A 26,309-nucleotide genomic window follows, 5' to 3' on the forward strand; every position below is an offset into this window, starting at 1 on the left:
TGCGTCAAAGCACGCCGGGCCGGTGATGCGCTTTATCGAGACGGTTTCGGGCAGGACGGGTGTGCGCCGGCGTTGACCAGATCGGCGACGGCCTTGCGAGGGTCACCGCTGGTCACGAGGCCTTCACCGACGAGCACCGCGTCGGCACCCGCACCGGCGTATGCCAAGAGATCGGCAGTTCCGCGAACACCCGACTCGGCGATCTTGATCGTCTCGGTCGGTAGACCGGGAGCAATGCGACCGAAGGTGTTCTTGTCCACCTCGAGAGTCTTGAGATTGCGGGCGTTCACCCCGATCACCTTGGCGCCGGCTTCGAGCGCGCGGTTGGCTTCTTCTTCCGTGTGCACCTCGACGAGGGCAGTCATTCCGAGGGATTCGGTGCGATCGATCAGCGAGGCGAGCGCCTGCTGTTCGAGCGCGGCGACGATCAGCAAGATGACGTCGGCGCCGTGAGCGCGAGCCTCGTGAATCTGGTACGGCCCCACGATGAAGTCCTTGCGCAGCACCGGAATGGTGACGGCTTTGCGGACCGCGTCGAGATCGGCGAGCGAGCCGTGAAAACGGCGCTCTTCGGTGAGAACACTAATGATGCGTGCGCCACCGGCTTGGTAGGCCGCGGCAAGCTCTGCGGGATCGGCGATGTCGGCCAACGCACCCTTTGACGGGCTCGCGCGCTTGACCTCGGCGATGACGCCGATGCTCGATTCCAGAAGTGCTGCTGCAGCATCGAGTGCAGGCGGTGCAGCGGCCGCGGCAGCCTTGACTGCAGCGAAGTCGAGTACGGCTTCGCGGGCGGCGACATCAGCGCGCACCCCGTCGAGAATCGAGTCGAGTACGGTCATCGTGGCCCGAATCCTTTCTGGGCAAGAGCCCGATGTGAGATACGTCATCAGGGTGGTCTCAGCCTAGTGGGACGAAATTTTGCTACTCCGTCGGGGTACCCACGCAGGTGAGGGTTCAGTCTTACTCAGTGCGACGAACCCGGTTTCGCACCGCTGTCTCCCCCAGCTCCGTCGTCCCCATCGGCGACTGTCGGGTCTTCTCCGGCGTCGAGCGCGTCCCACAACATCCGTTGCGTCACAGGCTCGTCCGATGCGGCGGTGTCAGCCTTGCCCAGTTTTGCGGCCGCCTCCCGACGCGCAGCAGGGTTGTCGTACTTCGACGACAACCCGCCTCGCACTGGAGGTTTGCGCATCAGGAGCACTGCCGCGACGAGCGCCGCCACCGCTCCGACCAAGGCCAGCAGCGCAGGCAGTACCGAAACAGTCGTCGAGAGGTCTTCCGGGTGACCGGACAACTCGGCCAACTCCACCGCTCGATCCGCAGAAGCACCGGAAACCAACAACTGCACCGCCGGAACCGCAACCGCTATTGCGACGAGCGCCACCAACAGTCCGACTACCCGCAGGGCCCAACCTCGCACCGCAAACGAAGCCGCGATCGCCGCCAGCAGCGCAAGCGCGAGTGGAGTCATCGCCGCCGCCCACGTGCTGCCGTCGAGGTCCGTCGTCCGCTCCAGCGTCTTGCCGTCACTCGAGGTCAGATGAACCCACGTCATTCGTGAGCTGCCCCACAAAGCTGCCGCCGACAACGCCAGCAGAAGCGTTCTCGGCACAGCGGTGCCACGAGAAGCGTTTGTAGGCTGCTCCGCTGCAATCGACTCGTTCTCACTCACAGGTCGTCAGCTCCGATGGTGCGCAAGGTGTGCGCCGACGCGATGGCGCTCAGTACTGCCATCGCCTTGTTGCGTGCCTCGGTGTCCTCGTACACGGGATCCGAGTCGGCCACGACGCCGGCGCCCGCTTGGACGTATCCGACCCCGTCCTTGATCAATGCCGTTCGGATAGCGATCGCGGTGTCGGCGTCGCCGGCGAAGTCGAGGTAGCCGACGATGCCGCCGTAGATTCCCCGCCTGGTGGGTTCGAGTTCTTCGATCAACTGCATTGCCCGCACTTTGGGCGCGCCCGAGAGGGTTCCAGCGGGGAAGCATGCGGTCACCGCGTCGAGAGCGTGCTTCCCCTCGGCCAGATGACCGGTGACGGTCGAGACGAGATGCATGACATGGCTGTAACGCTCGATGTGCCGATAGTCGTGCACCTTCACCGTGCCCGGTCGGCAGACACGACCCAGATCGTTTCGCCCGAGATCGACGAGCATGAGGTGCTCGGAGTTCTCCTTCTCGTCGGCGAGGAGATCCTTCTCCAGCAGGATGTCGTCCTCCTCGGTGGCACCGCGCCATCTGGTTCCCGCGATCGGGTGCGTGGTCGCGACGCCCTCGGCAACCGTGACCAGTGCCTCGGGGCTCGAACCGACGATCGAAAACGCGGTCTCACCATCACCGTTCGGCACATTGAGCAGATACATGTACGGGCTGGGGTTCGACGCGCGCAGCATCCGGTACACATCGATCGGCGCTGCAGTGCAATCGATCTCGAATCGCTGCGAGAGCACTACCTGGAATGCCTCGCCCGCTTCGATGTCGCCGATCAGCTTCTTGACGTCGACACCGAAACTTTCGGTGGTGCGCTGACGGCGGTAGTTCGGAGTTGCTTTCGAGAAGGTCGAGACGGTCGATTTCGCCGGCGCCGCGAGAGCGCGAGTCATCGCGTCCAACCTCGCGACCGCGTCGTCGTAGGCCGTGTCGACACGCTCGTCGGTACCGTCCCAGTTGACGGCATTGGCGATGAGGGTGATCGCCCCTTCGTGGTGATCGACGGCGGCGATGTCGGCAGCGAGCAGCATGACCATCTCGGGGATCTGCAGGTCGTCGACCGCCGAGTCACCCAATTTCTCGAGTCGCCGAACCGCGTCGTAGCCGAGGAATCCGACCATGCCACCCGTCAGAGGCGGCAGGTCGGGCAGCCGCTCCGAACGAAGTAGTTCAAGGGTGGCACCGAGCGCATCGATCGGGTCGCCGCCGGCCGGAGCGCCGGCGGGAACATTGCCGTACCACGCGGCTTCTCCGTCCACGACGGTCAGTGCGGCCGGGCTTCCGACGCCGATGAACGACCACCGCGACCACGAACGACCGTTCTCGGCCGACTCGAGCAGGAAGGTGCCGGGACGATTGCCGGCCAACTTCTCGTATGCCGAGAGCGGAGTTTCGGAGTCCGCCAACACTTTCCGAGTGACCGGTACGACCCGGTGCTCGGCTGCGAGAGCACGGAACTGCTCCCGAGTGGTGGTGGAATCGGACGCGTCACCGACGATCGCGGTGTCGGACGACCGTGCGGACATGGAGGTGGGCTCGCCGTGCATGGCTCCATCATCCCAGGCTCCCCCACGCGGTCGTCGTGCGCGGGTAACCTCGGCCGAATGAAACCAGGCCAACTCGCTCCCGAATTCTCGCTGCCCGACCAGGACGGAACTCCGCGCTCGCTGACGAGCCTGCTCGAGAACGGACCCCTGGTCCTCTTCTTCTACCCGGCAGCCTCGACGCCGGTGTGCACCGCCGAGGCGTGCCACTTCCGTGACCTCGGCGGCGAATTCGCGGCGGTGGGTGCTTCGCGGGCCGGCATCAGCACCGACACGGTCGAAGCCCAGTCAACCTTTGCAACCGCACAGTCGTTCGACTACCCCTTGCTTGCCGACACCGACGGCGCGGTAGCCGAACAGTTCGGCGTCAAGCGCGGGCTTCTGGGCAAGCTGGCTCCGGTCAAACGCTCGACCTTCGTGATCGACACCGACCGCACCGTTCTCAAAGTCATCTCGAGCGAGCTGCGCGCCAACACACACGGCGACCAGGCACTCGAGTTCCTTCGCAATCGGAGCTGACTTCCCTGGGCAACCCGATTCTCCGGGCTACCCGAATCTCTAGGCGACCTGAATCGAGCGCTTCGCAAGTCCCATCCAGAATCCGTCGATCACCTGGGTGGGCACCTGTTCCGGATCGGACGACGCACCGAGCGTGACGAACAACGGGGCGAAGTGCTCGATGGTCGGATGCGCGTACGGCATCCCGGGAGCTTGGGCGCGGAAGTCGATCAACGAATCGACGTCACCGGCAGCAAACCTCTCCCCTGCCCACGCATCGAATTCCGCCGACCATCCCGGGGCCTGCGCTTCCGGCGACGGATCGCGCAGGAACGGTAGCCCGTGCGTGGTGAATCCTGATCCCACGATCAGCACACCTTGCTCGCGGAGGGGCCGTAGGCGCTCACCGAGATGGAGCAAACGCTCGGGGTCGAGAGTGGGCAGCGAAATCTGAAGGACCGGGATGTCCGCATCCGGGTACATCACCGTGAGCGGCACGTAGGCACCGTGATCGAGGCCCCGATTCGGCTGCTGAACCACCCGTTCGTTGTCCGGCATCAATGCGGCGACCTGTGCGGCGAGGTCCGGAGCGCCGGGAGAGTTGTACTTCGCGCGGTAGAACCTCTCGGGAAAACCGCCGAAGTCGTAGATGAGCGGGGTCCCCGTTGTCGTCGATCCGATCGTCAGCGGTGCTGATTCCCAGTGCGCCGAGACGACGAGAATTGCCGTCGGTCTCGGAAGATCGCCGGCCCACGCCCCCAACTGCTCGACCCACAACGCACTGTCCACCAGGGGTGGAGCACCGTGGCTGAGATACAGCGCAGGCATTGTCGTGGTGGACATACGGACTCCTCGGGATAGACATTCGTCGTAAGTTGAAGGTTCAACCTAATATAGAACTCAACACTTGCGTCCCGCAACTATTCCCCGCAAGATTCTTCTGGACATGCGTCTGAGACGCTGTACACCAGCACGCTCTGTGCAAGAAGAATGCTCGACCCGAAGGAGAAGTCACCGATGAGTGAACCGACCGCGCAGACCGACGCGCAGTCTCAGACGAAGTGGCTCACAGCCGAGCAGCAGGAAGCCTGGCTGACACTGATCGCTCTCGTGACTCGGTTGCCGGCCGCACTCGACACTCAACTGCAACGAGATTCGGCACTCACACACTTCGAGTACTTCGTGCTGGCCGCACTCTCGGACGCCCCCGACCACAAACTCCAGTTGTCGGTACTGGCGCAGCGCGCGAACGCGTCCCTGTCCCGTCTCTCTCACGTCATCACGAAGATGGAGAAGGCCGGCTGGGTGAAACGGGAAGTCATCCGCGGGAGCCGTGGGTCCAACGCGGTACTCACCGACGAAGGCATGGCAAAGGTTGTCGCGGCCGCGCCACCGCACGTCGCGTCTGTCCAAGGCCTGCTCTTCGAGGGCCTCGACGATCGCCAGGTTGCCCAGCTTTCGTCCCTGGGTACGGCAATGCTCACCCAACTGGACAAGGGAATCGCCGCCGGACTCGGCAAGGCCTGACCAGCCAGACCCGAAACGGGCGACTGCTGCCTACGACGGCGGCTTCGTCAGGTCCAGCGCAGCCAGGTGGCTGAACAGCATGCTCGCACCGATCGGGTTTCCACCGCCCGGATACACCGTCCCGCTGGCCGCTGCCATCGTGTTTCCGGCCGCATACAACCCCGCGATGGCCGTCCCGTCAGTCTTCAGCACGCGCCCGGTCGCGTCGGTACGTAGACCACCTTTCGTTCCGAGATCGGAGATACCGAAAGCAGCGGCGTGGAACGGTCCCTGATCTATCGGGACGAGCGGCGACGCGCCCTCCGAGAAGGCTCGGTCGTACGCGGTACCTCCTCGACCGAAGTCCGTGTCGACGCCGGTTGCCGCCAATGCGTTGAACCGCTTCACGGCTTCCACCAGATTCTCCGCGGGAACATTGATCTGGGAGGCAAGGTCTTCGAGTGTCTCGGCACTCTTCCACAATCCGGCATCCACGTACTGCTCCGACGGAGCCAACGGGACGTTGGGTGCCTTCACCGGCGGCACTGAGCCTTCCCGGCTGTCGTAGATCATCCAATACGGCGTGGTTACTTTCCCAGCCCGCATGTGTTCGATGACGGCGCGGCCCAAGCGGTCGTACGGCGCAGATTCGTTGACGAACCGACAACCGTTGTCGTCCACGAAAATTCCGCCCGTGAACCACAGCGCAAACGCGGAGCGCCCATCTGGATGGGTGAGTCCCGGCGACCACCAGGCCTCGCCCATCAGGTCGGTGTCGGCACCCGCGGCGACCGCCGCCTGGTGCGCCTTCCCGAGGTTGCCGGGGCAGCCCATCGTGTCGAGAGCGGATCCGGGGACACCGAATTCGGCACGCATGGTCTCGTTCTGCTCGAATCCACCGGCGGCGAGGATCACTCCTCTGCGTGCCTGAATGGTTCGACGCCGACCATCTCGGTCGACGACGGCTCCGACCACCACTCCGTCCTCGACGACCAGTTCCTCGAGGGTGGTCTTCAGGTGCATGGTGGCGTTCGGGAGTTCCGCAAGCGCCAACAGGAATCGACCGATCAACGACTGGCCGCCGACGAGGTACTTCGGCAACTCCTCCCCCAGCCGTTCCGTCGCCAACGGCGGACGAAGCGAATCACGAAGCGCACCCAGCTTGTTCGCGTTCATCGGCTTGGGAACAATGTGCCGTCCGCTCGCCCGCGCCTTGGGTTCTTCACCGAAGTAGTCAGGCCACGGCAGTATCTGAAATTCGAAGTTCGAGTCCTCCTCGAGGTAGTCGATCAACTCGGCGCCACCTCGAACGTAGGCTTCCTGAACGTCGGCGGGCGTACGGTCACCCACCACTGATCGGTAGTACTCCAGCGCATCCTCGATGGTGTCGTCGTCGCCACCGCGGCGGAGAACAGCGTTGCACGGGAACCACATTCCGCCGCCGCCCGAGTACGCCGTTGTTCCGCCGTACTTGTCGGTTGCTTCGATCGCAATGACGTCGAGGCCTTCGCGGGCTGCCGTGTACGCGCCGGTAAGTCCACCGCCTGATCCCACAGCGAGTACGTCGCACGTCTCGTCCCACTTCGTCATCGTCAGCCTCTCAGATTCTGGGCACAATTTCCGAACATGTTCTAGAAATCGTTCTAACACACGGACTTAGCGATCGCGGGGGTTCGAAATTCTCTCCCACCGAGCGGGAGCGAGACGTGACACCGAGCGGGAGCGAGACATGACACCGAGCGGGAGCGAGACATGCGGAGATAGCGCACACTTTGCTCGCATGGGTCTGATCCCGTAGTGTCTGGACACATGTCTGGTAAGACCAAGTTCGAGTCCACTCGCCGCCGACTGACCCAGCAGCAAGCCGAAACCGTCGATCGATTGACCGCGGCAGCGATCACGGTCCTGCGCGACAAAGGGTTTGCCGATCTGACCGTGCGGATGGTGGCAGCAGAGGCCGGTGTCGCCGCGGCTACGGCATACACCTATTTCTCGTCCAAGAGTCACCTTGTGGCAGAACTGTTCTGGCGTCGCCTCGACGCGGTACCCCACGAGCCCTCCCCCGAGGCCGAACGGGAAGCGCAGGTCTGTTCGGTCCTACGCAGCGTCGCACTGCTCGTCTCCGACGAACCGGAGTTGGCCGCGGCAGTGACCACGGCGATGATGGGCAACGATCCCGACGTCGAACACCTCCGCGGACGTATCGGCAAGAACATCCGCGAGCGGCTCATCGAGGCACTGGGTCCGTCGTACGATCCCGACGTGCTCGAAGCACTCGAAATCTCCTGGTCCGGAGCGCTAGTCCGAGCAGGCATGGGGTACGAGTCGTATTCGCAGATCGCAGATCGTCTCGAAGTCACCGCCAGGCTGATCATGGCGGGTCGCGACAACCTCCACTAGACCGGAGTCATGGCACTCACCAACCATGTTCCCTCGACTCGATCGAGCGTCACCTCGACTCGGCTCGACGTCGACGCAGGTGCCGGTTGCACGGTACTCGTCGTGATCTGATCGACGAACACGAGCACTTCTGCGCGGTCCGCGGCAACGGAGAGCACACCGACATCGACGACTCGGGCTTTCGTGCTGATTCCCTGCTCCTTCGACTGTGGGGCAACTGTTTTCGATCCGAATTCGGTGAAACTGTCCTGAAACGATCCGCCGGCGCCTTCGGCCGCTCGTGCGAGATCGTCGTCGACGGTATCGCTGTTGTAGCTCAGGAGCTTCTCGACGAGCGTGGGCGCCACACCGATCACCTCGACACGTGCGGTTTCAGCGTCCCCCGAACGGTGGTGACTCCAGATCGCAGTGCCGCCGACTCCCATCAAGACCAACGCTGCAAGCGCCATGACCATGCGCTTCACGGCACGAACTCCACACTCGACATCAGTACCCGCCCGTCGACGTCCTCGACACCGACGCGCAGACGGTAGGTGCGCGCCGAAGACACTCCCGCTGAATTGCCGACCTGAGCAGATGCCGCGATCAGCACCACCCCCGAGTTACCGGATTCCGATGCCAAGGCTGCGGTGTCGACACGCCCGTCGGATTCGACGGCAAAATCACGGATGGACGCGACGAACGCAGATTCGCCGGACTTCAGTTCGTCGGCAAAGGTTCCCGTACTCAGCGACTGCAGCGTCTCGAGATCCTCGTCGACTGTGGCGGAGTGAACGTCGATCAGAGCGAGGGCTCCTGCGACCGCACCGTCGACGTACTCTTGACGCTGGGTCTCTCGCGCCCGGTCGGATCGAACTGCCAGAGCACCGAAGACGACAACTGCGCTCAGAGCCGCGAGTGCGATCCATGCCAGGGCAGTGAGAACACCGCGTTTCCCTCTGACCGGCTCCAGCACCTCGCCCCTCAGCGATTCGTCGGCGTCAGCAGCTGTTGCCACGGCTCACCCTCCCCCGAATCGGAAGCAGCAGGAGCCAATTCCGTGTGTTGATAGTCGACTCCGTCTGGCCCCGTGTACAACTCGCCGGGCGCATTGGTTCCCGACGGGACGTACGGATCTGGGCTCCGACAGATCTCCGGGCTCGGTGCTCGTTTGCCCGGTACCTCCATACAGGGGATGTTCCGGGATCCACGAACTGCGAAGACCGAGTTCTGCGGAACTTTGCAGTACAAGTCGGCCGGGGTGTCCGGGACACTCATCTGGGTCGGGTCTCGTCGCTGATCGGCCGGAAGGTAGCCGGTCGAGCAGGCCGCAGGGTCCTGCGCCTGGAGGTGGAAGTTGACGTTCGCGGCGCCGTCCACCTGCCCGCGTTGGACAACGGTTTCCTGAGCGGCGACCAGTGGCGGCAGGATGACCAGTACCTGCTCCAACCCCGCGTTGTAGGTCAGGGCCACCTGAGCGGTGCCGGTGAAATTGGCAAGCAACACAGGCAAAGTGGGTTTCAGGCCTTGAAAGAGCAAGTCGGCCTCGGTCGCAAGGCCCGGTCCGGTTTCGAGGATGTTGCGCACGGAGCCGTCCGCGACCGCCAACTGCCCACTGAGCTGAGCGACACTGGACGCCCACTGGCGGATCTGGTCGCCCGTCACCACCTGGGTCTGAAGGAGCGGATCCAACTGCTGTACGAGCGTCGTGGCCGGGGTTGTGGCAGCAGACATCTGATCGACGAACGAGGTGGTCGAATCCAGCAGCCGAGCCAGGTCCTCTCCCCTGCCACCGAACGCTGCCGCGGACTCGTCGATCACCGATCGCAACTTGTCCTGCGGTACCGATGCGAGCATCGCCTGCGCCTGATCGAGGACCGGTCCGATCTCGGTCGGGATCGTGACAGCGTCGGGGCCGATCACGTCTCCGTCGGCCAGAAAGGGTCCGTCAGCGGTACTCGGTTGCATGTCGACGTATTGCTCGCCGATGGCCGACACACTTCGCACCGCTACCGCCAGCTCGCGGGCGGGAACGGGAATCGCACTCTCCAAGGATAATTCGGCGCGCACAACTCCCGGAAAGAGACGCACCGACCTGACCTGACCTATGGTGTCGCCGCGGTACGTCACGTTCGCGTTGCGATAGAGTCCGCCGGCGTCGGGCAGTTCGACTGTCACCGTATAGCGCCCAATTCCGAGCATCGTCGGAACTCTCAGATACGAGATCGCGGCCGCGCTCATGCCTATCACGGCGAGGATCGCGAAGATCGTCAATTGCCTTCGCACCAACTTCGTGAGAATCATCGTCCACCGCCCTGGGCGGGCCGCCCTGTGCCAAGTGGGCCGGGCTGCCCTGTACCGAGTGGAGCGGTCAAGGGATCTACCAGGATCCCGTTCTCCACGGGGGTTTGCGGCGCCCCGAACGGAGTGCCGAAGCCGAGCCCCGACTGGAGACGATTACTCGTGAGGTCGATCAGCGCCCACAGATTGGTGTAATCGCCGCGCATTCCGTCGTCGATGGTCGTCTGAGGGAAGGGAAAGGTACTCAGGTTGCCCAAATTGTTGATCAGGTCCGGCCCCGTTTCGACCACCTTCTGCAGCGTCGATTCCAAGGAGCTCAAATTGGCCTTCAGATCGTCGCGGGTCCGATCGACCAGATCGGTCCCGACGTCCCCGAACCTACCGACCGCATCGAGCGCGGTGGTCAGGCTCACGCGCTGGGCGCTCAGTTCCGCCAAGGCGGGATCGAGCGTCTCCAACGCCTGTCCGAGAACATCTCTCTGGGCCGTGATTTCACCGGCGAAGACGTCGAGATTCTCCATGGTCGTGACCATCGCATCACGTTGACGGTCGAGTGTTTCCGTCACGGTATCCATCTGACTCAGCAGGTCGCGAGCCGCAACGGTCCGTCCGCCGAGCGCCGTGTTCAGCTCCGTGGTGATGCTGTGAATCTGAGCGAGCCCACCGCCGTTGAGGACCAACGACAGTGCCGTCAACGCTTCCTCGGTGGTGGGATAGACGCCGGCCGACGCGAGGGGGATCACCGATCCCTCCGACAACCGTCCTTCCGGCTCCACGTGGGTGGGCGGCGCAAGCGCGACGTGTTTGGACCCGAGCAGGCTGGTTTGGCCGATCTTGGCCGTCGCGTTGGCCGGCAGGGACACCGAACCGTCGAGCGCGACCGTCACCCGTGCGTGCCAGTTGTCGGTCTCGATCGCACTGATACTTCCGACTGTCACGTCGTTGACCATGACCGGAGAGTTGGGACTTATCGACGTGACGTCCGGCATCTCGATCACGACTGCGAAACTCCCCTCACCGCGCCCAGCTGCGCCTGGCAGCGAAACCGAATTCAGCCCGCTCCATTGGCAACCCGTCAGAACGAGCACGGTGCTCGCCCCTACACACACCGACGCCCACCGAAGCCTGGTCATCGCGGTTCCGTCGACGGCATGAGCAGTCCGGTCAGGTCAGGCGCCGCAGGCATGGTCGGAAAGTCCAACGCAGCAGTCGGTTTCAGATCAGGCTCGCTGTACATCAACTGATCCGGTAACGCGCCGAGTGCCCTGGTCGGATTGATGCTCAGATCCGGGTAGTTCGCCTTGATCGTGTTGAGCAACGGGCCGAGGTATTCGATGCACAAATCCGCACCCTTCTTCGAGGTGTCGTTGGCCAGACCGGCGATTCCGCCGCAGATCAAGTCGATCGGATTACCCACGTTCTGAAATGCAGGCACACCCACCATTGCTCCTTGCGCCGGCCGGTAGACGTTGTAGTAGTTCGACAACGCCGTCGGAGCCAGGTGCAGCACCTTCTCCAGGCCCGCGCGCTTGTCGACCAGCACCTGCGACACGTCGGCCAACTTCGCAACCTGCTCAGTCAATCCGGCTCGGTTCTGTTCGACAAATCGCCGCACGTCGCCGACGGCCGCATCCAGATCGACGAGAGCAGGCGCCAATTGTGTCCGGCTCTCGGCGAGCACACTCGTGACATTCGCCAGCCGACCTTGGAACTGAACGATCTGTTCGTCGCTTGCCGCGAGTGCGGTGGTGAAAGTCTGCAGACCGCGGATCGTGCCGAACAGGTCGGCGCCGCCTTCGTCGAGCGTGCTCATCGCCTCCGAGAGTTCGGTCACCGAGCGTCCCAGAGCTTCGCCATTGCCCGCGAGTGCAGATCCGGCACCGTCCAGGAAGTTGGCGGCAGGCCCCCGATCGTTTCCGTTCGGGCCCAATGCATCCGCTGCCCGGCCCAACTGTTCCTTGATCTGGTCCCATTCCACCGGGACGGCCGTGCGGTCGAGACCGATCTCCGCACCGTCGGCCAGAGCATCGCCGCCGTCCGTCACCGCCGGCGTCAACTGCACGAAGCGAGCCGAGACCAGAGACTGCGCGACGATCACCGCTTTTGCGTCACTGGCCACCGGAACCTCGCGTGCCAGTGTCAGTTCGACGCGCATCCGGTCTCCTTGCGGGGTGATGCCGGTGACGTGACCGACGTCGACTCCCACGACACGAACGTCGTCGCCGACGTACAGTCCGGTCGTCGAGGTGAAGTATGCCGTCACGTTGTAGTAGCGCACGTGTTGCAGCACAACGTATCCCGATACGACGATGATCGCGGCGCCGATGATCCCTGCGCCGACGGCGGCGATTCGGCGCCACTTAGACGACAGACGAACGTGTGCTGCACCCATCACTTGACCTCCGGAATCGGTAGCGGCGCAGGCGGAAGCCCGAACATTGCGTTGATCAAGGGTTGGGTGTATTGAGCCGGCACCAGGTTCTGGACGTACGCGTAGTAGAAGGGCCCACTGGCCACGGTGTCACCGAGCGTGCCCACGTACGTGCCGAGACCGTCGATTCCTTGGGAGAGGTTGTCCTTGTTGTTCTGCAGAATGCCGACAACCGTGTCGAGTTTGACGAGGACCGGTTGCAATTGCGCCTCGTTGTCGTGAACGAGTCCGCTCAGCTCGGTCGACAACGCCGAGATGTTCGTGATCACTTCCCCCAGCGCCGCCTGTCGCCGATCCAGTTCACCCAACAGGGCGTTGCCGTCGACGAGTAGTGCATTGACCTGTGGTCCACGTTCGGCCAGCGTCCCGGCGACGTCGTTTGCATCGGACAACAAGCCGCGCAACATCTCGTCCCGTCGATTGACGCTGTCGGAGATCCGCGCGACACCGTCGAGTGCCGGCCGCAGATTCGGCGCACTGGCCCCCATCACCTGCCCCACCGCGTCGAGCGATTCGGAGAGCTGGTCGAGATCGATGTCCTCCACGGTCGTGGTGAGATCGCCGAGTACGTCGGGCAGCGAATACGCCGATCTCGTTCGCTCGACCGGGATCTCGCCGCCGACCGCGATCCTTCCCGCACCGTCCACATCGAGTGAGACAGCCCGCTTGCCCAGGAGGGACATCGTGGTGATCGCCGCAGACGTGCTTTTCCCCAGACCGATAGACCCGTCCAGTGTGAAGTCCACGCGCGCGAGTCCGTTCTCGACCTCGATCCGGTCCACCGTCCCGATCTTCACGCCTGCGGCATTGACCTCGTCTCCCTGAGCCAGGCCGCCGGCGTCGGCGAACACTGCGCTGTATCCGACGCCTGATTTCAAGAACTGGAGGTTCTGATACTGCAACGACGCCAGTACGACGGCTGCCGTGACGACCAATCCCACGACGCCCACTCGTACTGCCTGGTTCTGTGCCATCTCTCTCATCGGGGCGCACACCTTCCGGTCGTCTGGTCCACCAAATCGACAGTGAGCGGTGTGCCGTCTGCCCCGTCGACTTTCAGCGCGATACCGCAGAGATAGAAATTGAAGAACGATCCGTACGAACCCACTCGGATCAACTGCCTGTAGTTCGACGGCATCGATGCGAGAATCCGATCGAGCTCACTCTGCTGGTCGATCAGCGGAGTCAGGCTTGCATCCAGTTTCGACAGGTTCCCGGCGATGTCCGGGCGAACTCCGGCAAGGAGATCGGCGAAGGTACCCGATGCGGTGTTCACGCTGTCGACGGCGCTCCCGATCATCTCCCGATCCGCCGCGAGCCCACTGACCAGCTGCTGTAGGTGATCGAGAGTGTCACTGAACTGACCACCCCGGCTACGCAATTCACTGAGCACACCGTCGAGGTTGTCGATGACACGGCCGATCAGTTGGTCACGATCGGCAAGTGTGTTGGTGATCGAGCCGGTGTGCGCCAGCACCGAAGCCACAGTTCCGGACTGTCCTTGGAACACGTCGAGCAAGGACATCGACAACGCGTTGACCTGCTGCGGGTCCAGCGCTTGAAACAGCGGCTTGAAGCCGCCGAGTAGCGCATCGAGGTCCAGTGCCGGCGCGGTGCGATCGACGGGGATGCTCTGGCCCTCGGGTTGCGGTTCCGCGATTCCCGGGCCGTCGAGCAGTTCGAGGTACCGATTGCCCACCAGATCCTGATATCGAACAGCGGCCCTGGTCGACGTGGTCACGGTGTCACCCGAATCCACGCTGAAGTTCACGTGGGCACGATGATTCCCACCGAATTCGACCGAGCCGACGGAGCCGACCGGTACACCGGCGATGCGCACCTTGTCGCCCGCTCTGAGCCCGGAGGCGTTGACGAACTCCGCCGAGTACGACTTGGCGTCGCCGCCCCGCATCTGGCCGAATACGAGGATCAGCCCGGCGTTGACGAGGATCATCACCAGGACGAAGAGCCCGAACTTGAAGGTGTACCCACGAACTTTCATCGGATCTCCGTCCCGAACAGATAGCTCATCAGGTCCGGGACCGTGTTCATCGGCTGCCCACCATTCGGTTGACGCTCGGGCGCAAACGGATTCACCCCGGTGTCGGTCACCAGGTACGGCGCGTTGACGTTCGGATCACGCAAAGGGAGACCCATACACTGCGGACCGCCGGTAGCCGCCACCTTGGGCAGGTCGTCGGGATAGCGGTACGGTTCGGTTCCGGCAATCAGACCGATCGACATCTTGATGCCCGGTTGACCGTTGTAGGCGCCGTCGCCGATCCGCTTGCTCTCCTGCAGACCGTGGAACATACAGGGAATCACCGGGGAGTATTCCTCGAGCAGAGCGGTCGTCGGACGTAGCAGGGAAAGAACGGTGTCGACGCCGTCGGCGTTGGCTCCCAGTACGTCCGCGCCGGTGCGGGCCAGCCCGATCACATTGAGCAGGAGTAGGTCGAGATTCTCCTGCTCGTCGAGAACAGTGGTGCCCGTGGTCGTGAGCGAGTCGAGGGTGTCCAAGAGGTCGAGAACAGCGTCGCGGTAGGTCTGCGTGACGGTCGGCAGGTCGGTCAGCACGTGATCGAGCGCCTCACGTGCAGTGTTGAATTCGACCAATGACGTATCAGCTTGTTCGAGTGCGACACCGAGGCGCTCGCCGCGTCCTTGCAGGGCGGTCGAAAGTGCTCCCAATGTCGAATCGAGCTTGCCCGGATCCACCGTCCTGAGCACGGTGGTCAGTTTCTCGAACACGGTGTTCAACTCGACGGTCACCCGGGAAGCGTCGATCGTCGCCCCGGAGGCAAGGCGCGTGCTCGCGGGCCGCTCCGGCGAGGACAGACTGACGAACTTCGCGCCGAAGGCGGTATTCGACGTGATCGCCACCTCTACGTTGGCCGGAATCGACTCGAGCGCTGCGGGATCGATCCACAACGACAGTCGTGCAGTGGCGTCGTCGCTCGGCGTGATGGACTCCACCGAGCCGACCGTCACCCCGGCCATCTTCACCCGTGCGCCGGGATCCATCACGAGTCCCGCGCGCTCCGCAATCACCGTGATCGGCACGCGGGGGACAAACGTCTGGTTGAAAGACGCGACCGCCAGGGCGATGACCCCGATGATCGCCGCGGCCAGGCCGAGCGCAGCCAACTTGTAGCCGTATCTGTGCACGCAGTCCCCCTAACCGGACAGATTGAAGTTGCCGGAACCGCCGTAGAGTGCGAGTGAGACGAGCAGGGTCACCGCAACGACGCAGATAAGCGAGAGCCGAACCCCGCGGCCCACTGCGGTTCCGACACCCGACGGCCCGCCGGACGCGTTGTATCCGTAGTACGTGTGGATCAACATCACCAGGAGTGCCATCACGAGCACCTGAACGAACGACCACGCGACGTCCACAGGATCGAGGAACGTCGTGAAGTAGTGGTCGTAGAGGCCGGACGACTGACCGAACAGGACGACCGTGGTGAACCTTCCGGCCAGAAAAGATCCTACGAGCGCCAGGGAGTACAACGGCAGAATCGCGAGCATCCCCGCAGTGACGCGTGTGCTGACGACGTACGGCACCGAACTGATCGCCATCGATTCGAGGGCGTCGATCTCCTCGCTGATGCGCATGGCACCGATCTGTGCGGTCGAACCTGCGCCGATCGTGGCGGACAAACCGATTCCCGCGATGACCGGCGCGGCGATACGCACGTTGATGAATGCCGAGAAGAAACCGGTCAGCGCTTCGACTCCGATGTTGCCCAACGAGCTGAAACCCTGAATCGCTATAGTGCCGCCCGAGGCGAGAGTCAAGAATCCCACGACTGCGACGGTGCCGCCGATCACCGCCAAAGCGCCTGTGCCCATGCTGATCTCGGCGACCAGTCGCAGTACTTCTTTCGGGTGCTTGCGAATGGCCCACGGGATGTGAGCGATGGCGCGCGCGAAGAAGACAGCTTGTCGCCCGACGTCGTCGATCGAGCGCGACGTCCGGGCCACCCGCGCGCGCGTGCGTCCGAACTTGCCGATCTGTGCAAGCGAGTCCGACAAGGTCACCGGGGTCACCCCGCCGTCAATCGGATGCCGACCGCGGTGACGATGGTGTTGACGACGAACAACGCCATGAACGCATACACCACCGTTTCGTTCACGGCCTCCCCCACACCTTTCGGCCCACCACGCACCGACAGTCCGCGATAACAGGCCACCAATCCCGCGAGCATCCCGAACAATGCGGCTTTGACCATCGACAACGCCACCTCGGGCAGACCTGTCAGCAACGTGATTCCCTCGACGAACGCGCCGGGATTGACGCCCTGCAGAAACACCGAGAAGGCGTAGCCCCCGGCAATACCGATGACGCAGACAAGTCCATTGAGCAGCAAAGCCACCACGGTCGACGCGACCACCCGCGGAATCACCAGCCGATTGATCGGATCGATCCCGAGCACCTCCATGGCGTCGATCTCTTCGCGAATTGTTCTCGATCCCAGATCGGCGGCGATGGCTGTCGCGCCGGCACCTGCCACGATCAGCACTGTCACCACCGGACCGACCTGGGTCACGGCGCCTAGCGCGGCCCCGGCGCCGCTGAGGTCGGCGGCGCCGATCTCGCGGAGCAGGATGTTGAGCGTGAAACTCACCAGAACCGTGAACGGCACGGCCACCAACACCGTCGGCACGATCGACACCCTGGCGATCATCCAGCTCTGCTCGAGAAACTCCTGCACCTGAAAGCGGGTGCGGAACAAGCCCACTGCAACATCGGCGCCCATCCGGTAGAACTGGCCGAGTTCGCGCATCGGGCCGGCAAGTGAAACTTTTCCGCTGTACATGTCAATGCCCCGAAGGACACGACGTGGAGTTGCCGTAATCGACCTTGAATTCCTTGATTCCGTTGAGCCATCCGGACGACAACCGGCTCGGATCGCCGAGTTTGCTGATGTCGGGCATGTGATCGGCGATCTTGCCGAAGATCAGGTCGACCTCCATTCTGGCCAGGTTTGCGCCCACGCAGTAGTGGGGTCCGGTTCCCCCGAATGCGAGGTGCGGGTTCGGATCTCGGGTGATGTCGAAGACGTCGGGGTTCTCGAACACGGTCTCGTCGAAGTTGGCCGAGCCGTAGAGCAGTACGACGCGCTGCCCCTTCGCAATCGCGGTGCCGGAGATCTGTGTGTCGACCACTGCTGTCCGCTGCATCGACGTGAGCGGCGAAGCCCAGCGGATGATCTCGTCCGCAGCGGTGCGCGGACGTTCACGCTTGTACAGCTCCCACTGATCCGGATGTTCGAGAAACGCCATCATGCCGAGCGTCGTGGCGTTGCGCGTCGTTTCGTTGCCGGCGACAGCCAACATGATGACGAAGAATCCGAACTGTTCCGGGGTGAGTTTCTGTCCGTCGATGTCGGCATGCACCAAACGGGAGATGATGTCGTCGAGCGGTTCCTCCCGTCTCGCCTCGGCCAGTTGATAGGCGTAGCCCAAGATCTGCGCCGACGCCATCCGGGACTCGCCGGCGAGTGACTCGTCGTCGTAGCCCGTCATCTGATTCGACCATTCGTAGAGCTGACGACGCCCGTCCTGCGGTACACCGATCAGCTCCGAGATCGCCTGCATGGGTAGCTCACTGGCGACCTGGCTGACAAAATCGCCGCTACCTTCCGCTACGGCGGCCGACGTGATGGCCTCCGCGCGCGCTTCGAGGCCGGCTCGCATCGCTTCCACCGAACGAGGAGTGAACAAGCGTGCCACCAACTTGCGCAACTGCGTGTGCTCGGGGGCGTCCTTGTTGATCAGGACGTGTTTGGTTGCCTCCAACTCCTCAACGGAGATGTTGTCCTCGTGGCGGGGAATGCAGCCGTTGACGTTGCTGGAGAACACCTCGCTGCGCAACGAGACGTCACGAACGTCTGCGTGACGGGAGACCACCCAACAACCACCGTCATGGAATCCGCCGGTGCCCGGTTCCTGCGCGTTCCACCAGACCGGAGCGCACCGTCGTAGTTCGGCGAATTCGGCAAGCGGGACGCGCTCGCCGTACAGCTGGGGGTCGGTCACGTCGAACCCGTCGGGAAGGTCGATCTCACGCATTGCAGATGCTCCTTTACGGATGGGTAACGGGGTGCCGGGTGCGGTGTGCGAGCGCTAGTCGATCCGGTGGGCAGGGTCTCGGCTCTGCGAGAACTCCTTTGCCCACCGGTAGTCCGGTTTACCGCTCGGCGCTCGAACAACGTCGTCGGCGATCCAGAAGGAACGCGGAATCTTGTAGCCGGCAAGCTGACTGCGGGCGTGTTTCTCGATGGATTCGAAATCCGGTTCCACACCGTCGCGGATGCGGAGCACAGCCGCCACCCGACTGCCCCACCGCTCGTCCGAAACACCGATCACTGTCGCGTCGTAGATGTCGGGATGGGCCTTCACCACTGCTTCGACTTCTTCCACGAAGACCTTCTCGCCGCCGGTGTTGACCACCATGTTTCCCCGTCCGAGGAGGGTGACCGAGCCGTCGTCCTCGATCCGTGCCCGGTCTCCGGTCACCACTGCCCGTGCGCCGTTCACCTCGCGGAATATCTCGGCCGACTTCACCGGATCCTTGTAGTAGCCGAGAGGAACGTTACCGAGTTTCGCCAGCCATCCTTCGGCGCCCGAGCCCGGCTCCAACACTCGATTGTCGTCGTCGACGACGACCGTGAATCTGTTGGCTCCCACCTTGGGGCCACCGCGCTGCTCGAGCCCTTTGGTTGCGAATCCGATTCCGCCGAAGCCTGTTTCGGAGGAGCCGACCGAATCGGAGATCATCAGATTCGGAAATACGTCGAAGAACGCGTCTTTGACCGAACCGGAGAAGAGTGCAGCACCGGACGCGAGTACAGCCAGGCTCGACGCATCAGGTTGCAATTCGCGATGGGCTTCGACCAGTGGACGACCCATGGCATCACCGGTGATGACCATGACCTGCGGCCGATATTCGGCGACGACCCGCCAGACGTGTGCGGCATCGAATTTGGGTTCGAAGATGACGGTGTTGCCCGAGAACAGCGCGTTGAACGTCGGCATCAACGCGGACGTGTGGATAAGCGGTGGAAGCATGCACCACCGCATGGGTTCGGCTGCCGCTGCGCCACCACGCGACTGTTGGTACTCGTCGGCGATCGGCTCTCCCGAATAGAAGTCGTAGCCGCCGGCCAACACCCGCCAGATGTCTTCCTGGCGCCAGACGACGCCTTTCGGTCGTCCGGTGGTTCCGCCCGTGTAGAGAACGTAGACGTCGTCGCCGGAACGCTCTGGAAATGCGTGTTCACCTGTACGAAGCGGGGATTGGTCACCGAGGGCATCGCCGTACGCCACTGCCCTCGGAACCGACGGTTCATTCCCGAGCGCGAGTTCGTCGGGCACCTCGACGACGTGCTTCACCCGCGCTGTGGACAGCAAGGCTTCGGCGACTCGTTCGGCGAAACCACGATGGAAAACCAACGCCTCGAGATCCGCGCTCTCGTACAGATAGACCAATTCGTCGCTCGTGTAGCGGTAGTTCACCGTGATGGGAACCCCGCGGATCTTGAAGGCCGCGAGGACTGCGACCATCGCCTCGATCGAGTTGTGCAGGTGAATGCCGATATGCGAACCGACACCCAACCCGACGGACTGGAAGTAGTGCGCCAATTGGTTCGCCCGCTCGTCGAGCTCACGGTAAGTCACCTCCTCACCGGAAACGATCAGCGCGAGGCGATCGGGCATCGCGTCGACAGAATGCTCGAACAGGTCTGCGAACGTGTAAGCCATTGGATGAGTCCTTCGGGTTCGGTCACTCAGACGACGAAGAGAGGCAAGGGAATTCCGCGATCTTCGAATACGAAGGCCGCGCCGGTACTGACCTTCGTGATGGCTACTTCGACGCATTCCGGAGCCGGCGCTTCGGTGATGTCCACGGTTAGAAGGAGTCCCGCGGCATCTTCGGCCACCACTCTCACGGTGAAGTGCGGATTCACTCCGCGAACCAACGCCTGGAGGGCATCGAGATGCCCGCTGCCGAGCAAGGTCGGCCAACCGCCGTCGCGGTCGACAAGACCTTCTCGCGAGATCCACAGCTCCAGAGCATCGCCGTCGGGTCGAATCTCACTCTCCACGTACTGCTTCGGACTGAGCAAGGGGTGCACGGACAGGACCAACGCCAGCGATTCCAGAGTCGAGGGAAGGCCGAGCGCATCTCGGATGCGCTGTGCAGCCACTCCTGCGATTCCCGTGAGTTGCTTGCGAGTGATCTCGCGCGCCTTGTCCTCACTGGCACGACGGCGAACCGCGGCCAGAAATCCCAACGCCAACAAGTGATGCTGCACGCAGATCTCCTCTGCGATACGAACCAAGGCCGAACGTGAGAAGTCGGAGAACCTCAGGTCCGACAACAACGGCCCCGAATAGTCCGACCTACCTTCCCCGCCGTGATCGATCGGGCTCAGCACGACCGTCACCGCTTCACTGCGTCCGATCTGCTCGGTGTGTGCAGTCATCACGGGAGGAGTGTGTGACGGGTCGATGACAACGGTCCAGGCGCAGTGCGGATGTCGGTCTGCGGGTCTGCGCGGTGGTCGGTGAATCGGGCGGATCTGGGCGTGCGGGTTGGTCGCGATGGCAGTCGCATCAAAGGTCGGGTCCTCGATGTCGTGGCACATAGAAGTGACGAACTCGTCTCCCAACGGCTCGACGTCCATGAGCGCTCCGCAATGATCGAGCCAGAATTCACCGTGCAGCGGATCGTCGACCCGGTATCGAAAGTCCATGAACTGTGGCGGCGCGCCGATGTCGAGTTGTAGCCCTTTGAAAATCGTCACGACGTCGTCGCCCTCGTATCCGAGGGCCTTCTGCATGCGGCGGGTGTACCAGGGACTGGCCGATTCCCATTCCTCGACGGCCACCTGCGCCATTCCTTCGCGGCCGAACTCGACGATCAGATGTGCCATGCCCGAGCGGTCGATGAGTTGCCCGCACAGGAGCAACTCGGGCACCAGCACGGCAAGGTCGCGCTGCGAGAGTGTCTCGAAGGAATCGCGCACCGACATCGGACTCACCACAGCGGAACCGGTGCGGTTCCCACGGGATACCAGCCCGGTAGCGGGTCGCCCGAAATCGATCGCTGGATCCGCCCCTGCATCCCCTTCGAGAGTGCGTTGTTGCCGATCATCTCCATGAACAGTGCCGACACGTTCCCGAAGTCGAAGAAGTCACGCTGCCAGGACCATTGGAAATCTCCGCCGTAGCGGAACCAACTTCCGCCGATACCGTAGACCGAGTAATTGCTCCCGTCCTCACGCTTGGCGTCGGAAATCTGCTTCCACAAACCGATGACGTTGCCGCTTCGATCGTCGATGACGAAGTCTTGATACGGGTACTCCCAGCCTTCGAGTCCCTTCATCTCGAGCCCGAGCGCGACTTCGCGAATTTCCTCGCGCCCGACCGCCATGAAATCCTGCTTGGGACCGTAGTTCCAGCCGTACGTGGCGTCCTCGGTGTACATGTCCGCCAACGGCTTCCAATCGCCGGCGGCTTCGGCCTTCTTGTTCGCCTCGATCCAGCGTTGGACCATCTCGTCGAGCTCTGCGCGGTCGAAACCGGTCATCTGAACTTCCTCCCTCGAGTACGTGAATTCGCTGCAATCAGTCGACAATCCGCTGCAATCAGTCGACAATCCTCAGTGCGCCGGTCGGGCAATACCTGACTGCCATCTCGGCTTCACCGCGGAGCGACTCAGGTGGGTCGGAATCCAGAAGACTGACCTTCCCTCGCTTCGGAACGACGAAGATCTCCGGTGCTTCCAGTTCACATGCCGCATGGCCTTGACACAGGTCCAGGTCGACTTCGACGTGCATGATCAGCCCTCGCTCCCGGGACTCGTTCGGCGCCGGTACCTCACCGCGCACGGCTGCTGCAGCTGGACGACCATCTTGCTGTGATCATTTCGGTAGGACTCCGACGGTTGCGCCATCTCGAACTCGTAGTCCCGCAGCAAGATCGAGAAGATCGCCTTGAGCTGCATCTGAGCGAACGCGGCGCCGACGCAGCGATGCCGGCCGGCTCCGAACGGAATCCACGTCCAGCGGTTGACGATGTCCTCTTGATTCGGGTCGATGTACCTACCGGGATCGAAGGTGTCCGGACGCGGGAAGTCCTCGGCGATTCGATTGGAGATCGCGGGTGTCGCGGCGACAAGGTGGCCTTCCCTGATCTCGAAGCCGCCCACTTCGAAATCTCCACGCGCCACTCGTAACAGGATGATCAACGGCGGATGCAGTCGAAGGGTTTCCTTGACCACTGCCTCGAGAACCGGAATCTGTCGCAAAGCATGGAAACTGATGTCAGCGCCATCGGAGTACAGATTGTCGAGTTCCTCGACCACGTCCGACATGGTGTCCGGATGCCGCAACATCTCGATCAGCGACCACGCTGCCGTGCCGGAAGTCGTGTGGTGGCCTGCAAACATCATCGAGATGAAGATTCCGGTGATCTCGTCGGCACTGAACCGGAGGGCGCCGTTCTCGTCCTTGACCGAAACCAACACGTCCAACATGTCGCGGTCCTCCTTGCCCTGTGGAGGATTCGCGATCCGGCCGTTCATGATCTCCTGCACCAGAGCGACCAACGCCAACCGGGCCTCGTCGCGTCGGCGGAAGCTCTCGATCGGCGCATACGGATCCACGAAAGCCAAAGCATCCGTGCCTTGTTCGAGCTCGTGATACAGCTTGGCGAAGCTATCGTCGAGTTCGTCGCGGAACTTCTTGCCGATCAGGCACGCCGACGAGGTGTAGATGGTCAGCTCGGCGAAGAAGTCCAGCAGATCGATCTCACCTTCGTCTCCCCACTGCGCGACCATCGCCTCGACCTCGCGGCCGATCGTGGCGGCGTGCCCACGCATCTGTTCACCGCGCAGTGCCGAGTTGTGCAGCATCTCCTTACGCCGCTCCGGGCTGGCATCGAAGACCACGCCCTCACCGAAGATCGGCTTCATGAACGGGTACGCAGCTTGCTGGTCGAGATCTTCGTCAGTGGAACGGAAGAAGAACTCGTTTGCCTCCGCTCCCGACAACAAGATCACGGTGCGGTCGGCAAGTTGAAAGGCACCGACGTCACCGCACTCTTCGCGCACCCTGCGCATCAGCGCAATCGGGTCGGTTCTCAGTTCCTCGAGATGCCCGTGCGGGAGGTCCCCACCGGACACCCGCGGTGGCTCGGGCAGTGTTCGCGACGTCTCCTGCACTCCGTGCGTCATGTCGTCTCCTGTGAGTTCGCAGTGGGAAGTTTGTCCAGTGGTGCCTCGGGCTGAACTTCGACGAGCACGATGTGAGCCCCGCGCGGCGCCGACACGACGGCGACGATGGCATTGGCGATGTCCGAGGCACGCAGAAAGTAGCCGTGGCGGGCAAACCCCCACTTGCTCCACGATTCCCCGACCGGCCCGATGATCTCGGGCGTCGTGTCCATGCCCATGCCGGTCAGTGTCGGCCCTGGCCGCACGATCGACGCGCGAATACCTGTTCCCTCCAGTTCCATTCGCATCTGGCGCCCCATGGCTTCGAGCCCGGCTTTGGCTGCGTCGTACGCACCCATGAGCGGCCGCTGGCGTTCAGCGCAGTCGGAGCCGATCAGGACGAAGTCACCACGCTGACGTTGACGCATACCGGGGAGAACGCGGTGCGCCAATCGCTGCGCACCAACGAGGTGGACTTGGATCTGCCGGAGAAACGCCTCCGGATCCATCTCATCCGCGGCGCCGAATTCGAGGTCACCGGCACCGGAGACGACGATCTCGGTGGGACCGTGCACCGCCTCCGCTGCCGCGACGAATCCGTCGACCGAATCACCGTCAGTGACGTCGAGGAAGTGTGCGTAGGCCTCGCCGCCGTTACTGCGGATCTTCTCGGCAATGGCCTCGCACTCTGCAAGTCGACGCGCACCGAGGGCAACAGGGTGGCCGAGTTCGGCCAGGGCATACGCGGTAGCGGTACCGATTCCCGACGACGCACCACTGATCAGTGCGGGCCGGCGAGCCGGGTTGGGTTCGAAACGAGGCATCAGCGCACCTGCACTTTCACGGGTAGGGCCGCAAAGCCCCGGACATTGGTCGAATGAACACGTTCGATTCCGGACTCGTCGACCTCGTAGCTGCTGACCCGACGGCCGAATTCTGCGAGGGCGATCTTGGCTTCGAGCTTTGCGAGGTGGGCGCCGAGGCAAAAGTGAACGCCGCCACCGAAACTGGCAAGCTTGCCGGATGAGCTTCGACCGATCTGGAAGCTGTCCGCGTCTTCGAACACGTCCGCATCACGATTGGCCGAACCGATCAGGAGCAATACCTTCTCTCCCGCGGGAATGGTGCGCCCGTGATATTCGAGGTCGACAACACTCGTTCTCGCCACGATCTGGCTCGACGTGTCGTAGCGGAGGGTCTCTTCCACCCACTCCGAGGCTCGTTCGGGATCGTCGAGCACGGGTGTGATCTGTGCGCGGTGGTGTGAGCCCCAGTACAACGCGTTTCCGAGAAGCTTGGTCGTGGTTTCGTTTCCCGCCACCACCATCAAGAACATGAACCCGAGGATCTCCTGATCCGAGAGCTTGTCTCCGTCGATCTCGGCGTCGAGCAACGCCGAGGTCAGATCGTCCGTCCGCGCGCGCCGACGCTGCGCGATCATGTCCTTGTAGTAGCCCATCAGGCTGATCGAGGCTTCCACCGCTGGTTGCGGGACGTCGAGGACACCCGCCTCCCGATGTACCACCAGGTCCGCCTTACGCCGCAGTTCGGCTCGATCGGGTTCGGGGACTCCCATGAGCTCGGAGATGACGTCCATCGGCAGCTTTCCCGCCACCTCCGTGATCCAGTCGAACTCCCCTGCGCCCAGCGCAGGTATCAGGTGTTGCTTCGTCAGTTCGAGTATCCGTCCGTCGAGTTCCGCAACCCGCCGCGGTGTGAATCCGCGAGAGACCAACTGGCGCAACCGCATATGGCGAGGGTCGTCCATCGCGAGAAACGACATCACATAGTGTGCGTGTGGCCCGTATGCCGCGGGATCGAGAGACACTCCGTTTGCGCTCGACAGGCGCTTGTTGTCCTTGAACCCCTCGACCACGTCCGCATACCGCGACAACGCCCAGAAGCCCACGTCCGGATTGTGATAGAGCGGGGATTCCTCGCGCAGACGCTTGTACGTCGGATACGGGTCGTCGTGGAAGTGGTAGTCGTACGGATTGAAGACCACCGGATCGATCAAAGCTTCTGTCATGATTTCTCCAGGATCAGTAGTGCGGATGCTTCGAGGCGTCCGGCAATTTGCGCGTAGGTTCCGTACCCGATACCTGCGCGCAGAAGCGCTCCCGCATAGAGCATTTCGAGCGCTTCCAGCACTTCGGGCTCACCATTCGGATCCAGTGCCGAGGCGAGTCTGCGGTGGATCTCGAACCCGATCCGGCCGCGGAGATGCTCCACTTCCGGATCGGTGCCGAGCAGGGCGTTGGTCACGGCCGCAGACACCTCCGGTTCGTCCGCGAGAAGCAGTGCGATGTTGCGAAGCACAGACAGCACGTGCGCGGTGCGATCCAGTCCGGCGCCGTCGGGCGCCGACGACCCCTGAAGTCTTCTCCAGAAGACCTCGGCGACCAGATGCTCCTTGGACGCGAAGTACGTGTATGCGGTGGCAGTTCCCACGCCGGCCTCGGCCGCAACCGAACGGATACTCAGACCGGAAAACTCTTGTTCGCGTAAAACTTTCACGGTCGCCTCAGCAAGTCTGGCTACCGTCTCCGCCTGTTTGCCCGTGAGGCGCCGACGGGTGGATTCGTAGACAACCGATCCCCCGCCACTTCGCTCGCCCCGTTTGCTGGACACGTGTCTGGACGTTACTACAGCGTCGTGTCCAGGGCAACGAAACGGCGAAACTCCCAGAATTCACCGCCGACAGGCAGCAGCAAG

The 26,309-nt window shown here is 63.0% G+C and carries 27 protein-coding genes; 3 read left to right on the top strand and 24 right to left on the bottom strand.

Translation table 11 applies throughout. From position 1 onward, the window contains the following. Nucleotides 1–32: 32 nt before the first annotated feature. The 3 genes from trpC to ACFWEM_RS32265 form a co-directional block, all read right to left on the bottom strand. A complete protein-coding gene (trpC, locus tag ACFWEM_RS32255; RefSeq protein ID WP_003944016.1) occupies nt 33–842 on the bottom strand; it encodes an indole-3-glycerol phosphate synthase TrpC in 810 nt (269 codons plus the stop codon). Nucleotides 843–967: 125 nt separating this feature from the next. Further along, nucleotides 968–1,675 carry a TIGR02234 family membrane protein gene (locus ACFWEM_RS32260; protein ID WP_378539723.1) on the bottom strand — a complete coding sequence of 236 codons (708 nt, stop codon included), beginning with the start codon at nt 1,673–1,675 and terminating at the stop codon, nt 968–970. Continuing rightward, a complete protein-coding gene (locus ACFWEM_RS32265) occupies nt 1,672–3,258 on the bottom strand; it encodes an anthranilate synthase component I (protein WP_378539724.1) in 1,587 nt (528 codons plus the stop codon). The genes ACFWEM_RS32260 and ACFWEM_RS32265 overlap by 4 nt, the downstream gene beginning before the upstream one ends. A gap of 57 nt (nt 3,259–3,315) precedes the next feature. Here ACFWEM_RS32265 and ACFWEM_RS32270 point away from each other — a divergent pair, with 57 nt between their 5' ends. Beyond that, on the top strand, nt 3,316–3,774 hold the full coding sequence (locus ACFWEM_RS32270) for a peroxiredoxin (RefSeq protein ID WP_378539725.1): 459 nt from the start codon (nt 3,316–3,318) through the stop codon (nt 3,772–3,774). Between the two features lie 39 nt (nt 3,775–3,813). Here the strand turns inward: ACFWEM_RS32270 and ACFWEM_RS32275 are convergent, their stop codons facing one another. Then, complete coding sequence (locus tag ACFWEM_RS32275; RefSeq protein ID WP_283306787.1) at nt 3,814–4,596, bottom strand: dioxygenase; 783 nt, start codon at nt 4,594–4,596, stop codon at nt 3,814–3,816. Nucleotides 4,597–4,770: 174 nt separating this feature from the next. Between ACFWEM_RS32275 and ACFWEM_RS32280 the strand changes: the two genes are divergently transcribed. After that, on the top strand, nt 4,771–5,280 hold the full coding sequence (locus ACFWEM_RS32280; RefSeq protein WP_347872870.1) for a MarR family transcriptional regulator: 510 nt from the start codon (nt 4,771–4,773) through the stop codon (nt 5,278–5,280). Between the two features lie 30 nt (nt 5,281–5,310). Here ACFWEM_RS32280 and ACFWEM_RS32285 read toward each other — a convergent pair whose 3' ends face one another. Then, nucleotides 5,311–6,849: an FAD-binding protein gene (locus ACFWEM_RS32285; protein WP_378539726.1), complete on the bottom strand. Its 1,539-nt coding sequence runs from the start codon at nt 6,847–6,849 to the stop codon at nt 5,311–5,313. Nucleotides 6,850–7,068: 219 nt separating this feature from the next. Here ACFWEM_RS32285 and ACFWEM_RS32290 point away from each other — a divergent pair, with 219 nt between their 5' ends. Beyond that, nucleotides 7,069–7,659 (top strand): TetR/AcrR family transcriptional regulator, encoded by a 591-nt coding sequence (locus ACFWEM_RS32290; protein ID WP_003943994.1) that lies wholly within the window; start codon nt 7,069–7,071, stop codon nt 7,657–7,659. On the opposite strand, the gene ACFWEM_RS32295 is transcribed toward ACFWEM_RS32290, so the two are convergent. From ACFWEM_RS32295 to ACFWEM_RS32385, 19 genes are read right to left on the bottom strand one after another with little or no spacing between them, the layout of a single operon-like run. Continuing rightward, on the bottom strand, nt 7,656–8,114 hold the full coding sequence (locus ACFWEM_RS32295) for a hypothetical protein (protein WP_378539753.1): 459 nt from the start codon (nt 8,112–8,114) through the stop codon (nt 7,656–7,658). The two genes, ACFWEM_RS32290 and ACFWEM_RS32295, sit on opposite strands and share 4 nt — an antisense overlap. A 5-nt stretch (nt 8,115–8,119) precedes the next feature. Further along, nucleotides 8,120–8,656 (bottom strand): hypothetical protein, encoded by a 537-nt coding sequence (locus ACFWEM_RS32300; protein ID WP_378539727.1) that lies wholly within the window; start codon nt 8,654–8,656, stop codon nt 8,120–8,122. After that, nucleotides 8,623–9,942 (bottom strand): MCE family protein, encoded by a 1,320-nt coding sequence (locus tag ACFWEM_RS32305; RefSeq protein ID WP_378539728.1) that lies wholly within the window; start codon nt 9,940–9,942, stop codon nt 8,623–8,625. The genes ACFWEM_RS32300 and ACFWEM_RS32305 overlap by 34 nt, the downstream gene beginning before the upstream one ends. Next, on the bottom strand, nt 9,939–11,072 hold the full coding sequence (locus ACFWEM_RS32310; protein WP_378539729.1) for an MCE family protein: 1,134 nt from the start codon (nt 11,070–11,072) through the stop codon (nt 9,939–9,941). Before ACFWEM_RS32310 ends, ACFWEM_RS32305 begins: the two co-directional genes overlap by 4 nt. Continuing rightward, nucleotides 11,069–12,331 carry an MCE family protein gene (locus ACFWEM_RS32315; RefSeq protein WP_378539730.1) on the bottom strand — a complete coding sequence of 421 codons (1,263 nt, stop codon included), beginning with the start codon at nt 12,329–12,331 and terminating at the stop codon, nt 11,069–11,071. Before ACFWEM_RS32315 ends, ACFWEM_RS32310 begins: the two co-directional genes overlap by 4 nt. Further along, on the bottom strand, nt 12,331–13,353 hold the full coding sequence (locus ACFWEM_RS32320) for an MCE family protein (RefSeq protein WP_378539731.1): 1,023 nt from the start codon (nt 13,351–13,353) through the stop codon (nt 12,331–12,333). Before ACFWEM_RS32320 ends, ACFWEM_RS32315 begins: the two co-directional genes overlap by 1 nt. Continuing rightward, a complete protein-coding gene (locus ACFWEM_RS32325; RefSeq protein ID WP_378539732.1) occupies nt 13,350–14,372 on the bottom strand; it encodes an MCE family protein in 1,023 nt (340 codons plus the stop codon). The genes ACFWEM_RS32320 and ACFWEM_RS32325 overlap by 4 nt, the downstream gene beginning before the upstream one ends. Next, nucleotides 14,369–15,538, bottom strand: a complete 1,170-nt coding sequence (locus ACFWEM_RS32330) for an MCE family protein (RefSeq protein ID WP_378539733.1) — start codon at nt 15,536–15,538, stop codon at nt 14,369–14,371. The genes ACFWEM_RS32325 and ACFWEM_RS32330 overlap by 4 nt, the downstream gene beginning before the upstream one ends. A 9-nt stretch (nt 15,539–15,547) precedes the next feature. Next, nucleotides 15,548–16,420 carry an MlaE family ABC transporter permease gene (locus tag ACFWEM_RS32335; RefSeq protein WP_378539734.1) on the bottom strand — a complete coding sequence of 291 codons (873 nt, stop codon included), beginning with the start codon at nt 16,418–16,420 and terminating at the stop codon, nt 15,548–15,550. Then, on the bottom strand, nt 16,417–17,190 hold the full coding sequence (locus tag ACFWEM_RS32340) for an ABC transporter permease (RefSeq protein WP_283306798.1): 774 nt from the start codon (nt 17,188–17,190) through the stop codon (nt 16,417–16,419). The genes ACFWEM_RS32335 and ACFWEM_RS32340 overlap by 4 nt, the downstream gene beginning before the upstream one ends. Before the next feature lies 1 nt (nt 17,191). Further along, the gene (locus ACFWEM_RS32345; protein WP_378539735.1) at nt 17,192–18,445 is read right to left on the bottom strand and encodes a cytochrome P450; all 1,254 of its coding nucleotides are present in this window, start codon (nt 18,443–18,445) and stop codon (nt 17,192–17,194) included. A gap of 54 nt (nt 18,446–18,499) precedes the next feature. Then, nucleotides 18,500–20,137: an acyl-CoA synthetase gene (locus tag ACFWEM_RS32350; protein ID WP_378539736.1), complete on the bottom strand. Its 1,638-nt coding sequence runs from the start codon at nt 20,135–20,137 to the stop codon at nt 18,500–18,502. 26 nt (nt 20,138–20,163) lie between these two features. After that, a complete protein-coding gene (locus ACFWEM_RS32355) occupies nt 20,164–21,411 on the bottom strand; it encodes a hypothetical protein (protein ID WP_378539737.1) in 1,248 nt (415 codons plus the stop codon). A 5-nt stretch (nt 21,412–21,416) separates the two neighbouring features. Continuing rightward, nucleotides 21,417–21,968 (bottom strand): hypothetical protein, encoded by a 552-nt coding sequence (locus ACFWEM_RS32360; RefSeq protein WP_042450454.1) that lies wholly within the window; start codon nt 21,966–21,968, stop codon nt 21,417–21,419. 58 nt (nt 21,969–22,026) lie between these two features. Continuing rightward, nucleotides 22,027–22,218 (bottom strand): ferredoxin, encoded by a 192-nt coding sequence (locus ACFWEM_RS32365; RefSeq protein WP_020907945.1) that lies wholly within the window; start codon nt 22,216–22,218, stop codon nt 22,027–22,029. Nucleotides 22,219–22,220: 2 nt separating this feature from the next. Then, entirely contained in the window at nt 22,221–23,615 is a 1,395-nt protein-coding gene (locus ACFWEM_RS32370) for a cytochrome P450 (RefSeq protein WP_378539738.1), read from the bottom strand. After that, on the bottom strand, nt 23,612–24,418 hold the full coding sequence (locus ACFWEM_RS32375; RefSeq protein ID WP_378539739.1) for an SDR family oxidoreductase: 807 nt from the start codon (nt 24,416–24,418) through the stop codon (nt 23,612–23,614). Before ACFWEM_RS32375 ends, ACFWEM_RS32370 begins: the two co-directional genes overlap by 4 nt. Continuing rightward, the gene (locus ACFWEM_RS32380) at nt 24,418–25,623 is read right to left on the bottom strand and encodes a cytochrome P450 (protein ID WP_378539740.1); all 1,206 of its coding nucleotides are present in this window, start codon (nt 25,621–25,623) and stop codon (nt 24,418–24,420) included. The genes ACFWEM_RS32375 and ACFWEM_RS32380 overlap by 1 nt, the downstream gene beginning before the upstream one ends. Then, nucleotides 25,620–26,225 (bottom strand): TetR/AcrR family transcriptional regulator, encoded by a 606-nt coding sequence (locus ACFWEM_RS32385; protein ID WP_283306808.1) that lies wholly within the window; start codon nt 26,223–26,225, stop codon nt 25,620–25,622. Before ACFWEM_RS32385 ends, ACFWEM_RS32380 begins: the two co-directional genes overlap by 4 nt. Nucleotides 26,226–26,309 lie beyond the last annotated feature (84 nt).

The sequence above is a fragment of the Rhodococcus sp. NPDC060176 genome, from assembly GCF_042728675.1.
Classification (GTDB): Bacteria; Actinomycetota; Actinomycetes; order Mycobacteriales; family Mycobacteriaceae; genus Rhodococcus_F.

Bases quoted from the DNA above. Each gene is read 5' to 3' on its own strand.
- trpC (WP_003944016.1), bottom strand. From the start codon at position 842: ATGACCGTACTCGACTCGATTCTCGACGGGGTGCGCGCTGATGTCGCC.
- ACFWEM_RS32265 (WP_378539724.1), bottom strand. From the start codon at position 3,258: ATGCACGGCGAGCCCACCTCCATGTCCGCACGGTCGTCCGACACCGCG.
- ACFWEM_RS32270 (WP_378539725.1), top strand. From the start codon at position 3,316: ATGAAACCAGGCCAACTCGCTCCCGAATTCTCGCTGCCCGACCAGGAC.
- ACFWEM_RS32275 (WP_283306787.1), bottom strand. From the start codon at position 4,596: ATGTCCACCACGACAATGCCTGCGCTGTATCTCAGCCACGGTGCTCCA.
- ACFWEM_RS32280 (WP_347872870.1), top strand. From the start codon at position 4,771: ATGAGTGAACCGACCGCGCAGACCGACGCGCAGTCTCAGACGAAGTGG.
- ACFWEM_RS32285 (WP_378539726.1), bottom strand. From the start codon at position 6,849: ATGACGAAGTGGGACGAGACGTGCGACGTACTCGCTGTGGGATCAGGC.
- ACFWEM_RS32290 (WP_003943994.1), top strand. From the start codon at position 7,069: ATGTCTGGTAAGACCAAGTTCGAGTCCACTCGCCGCCGACTGACCCAG.
- ACFWEM_RS32295 (WP_378539753.1), bottom strand. From the start codon at position 8,114: ATGGTCATGGCGCTTGCAGCGTTGGTCTTGATGGGAGTCGGCGGCACT.
- ACFWEM_RS32305 (WP_378539728.1), bottom strand. From the start codon at position 9,942: ATGATTCTCACGAAGTTGGTGCGAAGGCAATTGACGATCTTCGCGATC.
- ACFWEM_RS32310 (WP_378539729.1), bottom strand. From the start codon at position 11,072: ATGACCAGGCTTCGGTGGGCGTCGGTGTGTGTAGGGGCGAGCACCGTG.
- ACFWEM_RS32315 (WP_378539730.1), bottom strand. From the start codon at position 12,331: ATGGGTGCAGCACACGTTCGTCTGTCGTCTAAGTGGCGCCGAATCGCC.
- ACFWEM_RS32320 (WP_378539731.1), bottom strand. From the start codon at position 13,353: ATGAGAGAGATGGCACAGAACCAGGCAGTACGAGTGGGCGTCGTGGGA.
- ACFWEM_RS32325 (WP_378539732.1), bottom strand. From the start codon at position 14,372: ATGAAAGTTCGTGGGTACACCTTCAAGTTCGGGCTCTTCGTCCTGGTG.
- ACFWEM_RS32340 (WP_283306798.1), bottom strand. From the start codon at position 17,190: ATGTACAGCGGAAAAGTTTCACTTGCCGGCCCGATGCGCGAACTCGGC.
- ACFWEM_RS32345 (WP_378539735.1), bottom strand. From the start codon at position 18,445: ATGCGTGAGATCGACCTTCCCGACGGGTTCGACGTGACCGACCCCCAG.
- ACFWEM_RS32350 (WP_378539736.1), bottom strand. From the start codon at position 20,137: ATGGCTTACACGTTCGCAGACCTGTTCGAGCATTCTGTCGACGCGATG.
- ACFWEM_RS32355 (WP_378539737.1), bottom strand. From the start codon at position 21,411: ATGTCGGTGCGCGATTCCTTCGAGACACTCTCGCAGCGCGACCTTGCC.
- ACFWEM_RS32360 (WP_042450454.1), bottom strand. From the start codon at position 21,968: ATGACCGGTTTCGACCGCGCAGAGCTCGACGAGATGGTCCAACGCTGG.
- ACFWEM_RS32365 (WP_020907945.1), bottom strand. From the start codon at position 22,218: ATGCACGTCGAAGTCGACCTGGACCTGTGTCAAGGCCATGCGGCATGT.
- ACFWEM_RS32370 (WP_378539738.1), bottom strand. From the start codon at position 23,615: ATGACGCACGGAGTGCAGGAGACGTCGCGAACACTGCCCGAGCCACCG.
- ACFWEM_RS32375 (WP_378539739.1), bottom strand. From the start codon at position 24,418: ATGCCTCGTTTCGAACCCAACCCGGCTCGCCGGCCCGCACTGATCAGT.
- ACFWEM_RS32380 (WP_378539740.1), bottom strand. From the start codon at position 25,623: ATGACAGAAGCTTTGATCGATCCGGTGGTCTTCAATCCGTACGACTAC.